The sequence below is a fragment of the Staphylococcus caledonicus genome, from assembly GCF_016238465.1.
Lineage (GTDB): Bacteria > Bacillota > Bacilli > Staphylococcales > Staphylococcaceae > Staphylococcus > Staphylococcus caledonicus.
In genome coordinates, this window is the sequence record NZ_JABTXV010000034.1 from 1 (window position 1) to 254 (window position 254).

Here is a 254-nt window from a genome sequence, read left to right on the forward strand (position 1 = left end):
TATTTACGTTATTACTTACGATGTTATTTACGTTATTACTTACGATGTTATTTACGTTATTACTTACGATGTTATTTACGTTATTACTTACGATGTTATTTACGTTATTACTTACGATGTTATTTACTTTATTACTTACGATGTTATTTACGTTATTACTTACGATGTTATTTACGTTATTACTTACGATGTTATTTACGTTATTACTTACGATGTTATTTACGTTATTACTTACGATGTTATTTACGTTATTA

1 protein-coding gene is annotated in these 254 nt (G+C 24.0%); it reads left to right on the forward strand.

The genetic code is table 11. The features are described from left to right. Window positions 1-254: hypothetical protein (locus tag HS848_RS13185; RefSeq protein ID WP_198612561.1), on the forward strand; the 254-nt coding region annotated here is incomplete at both ends.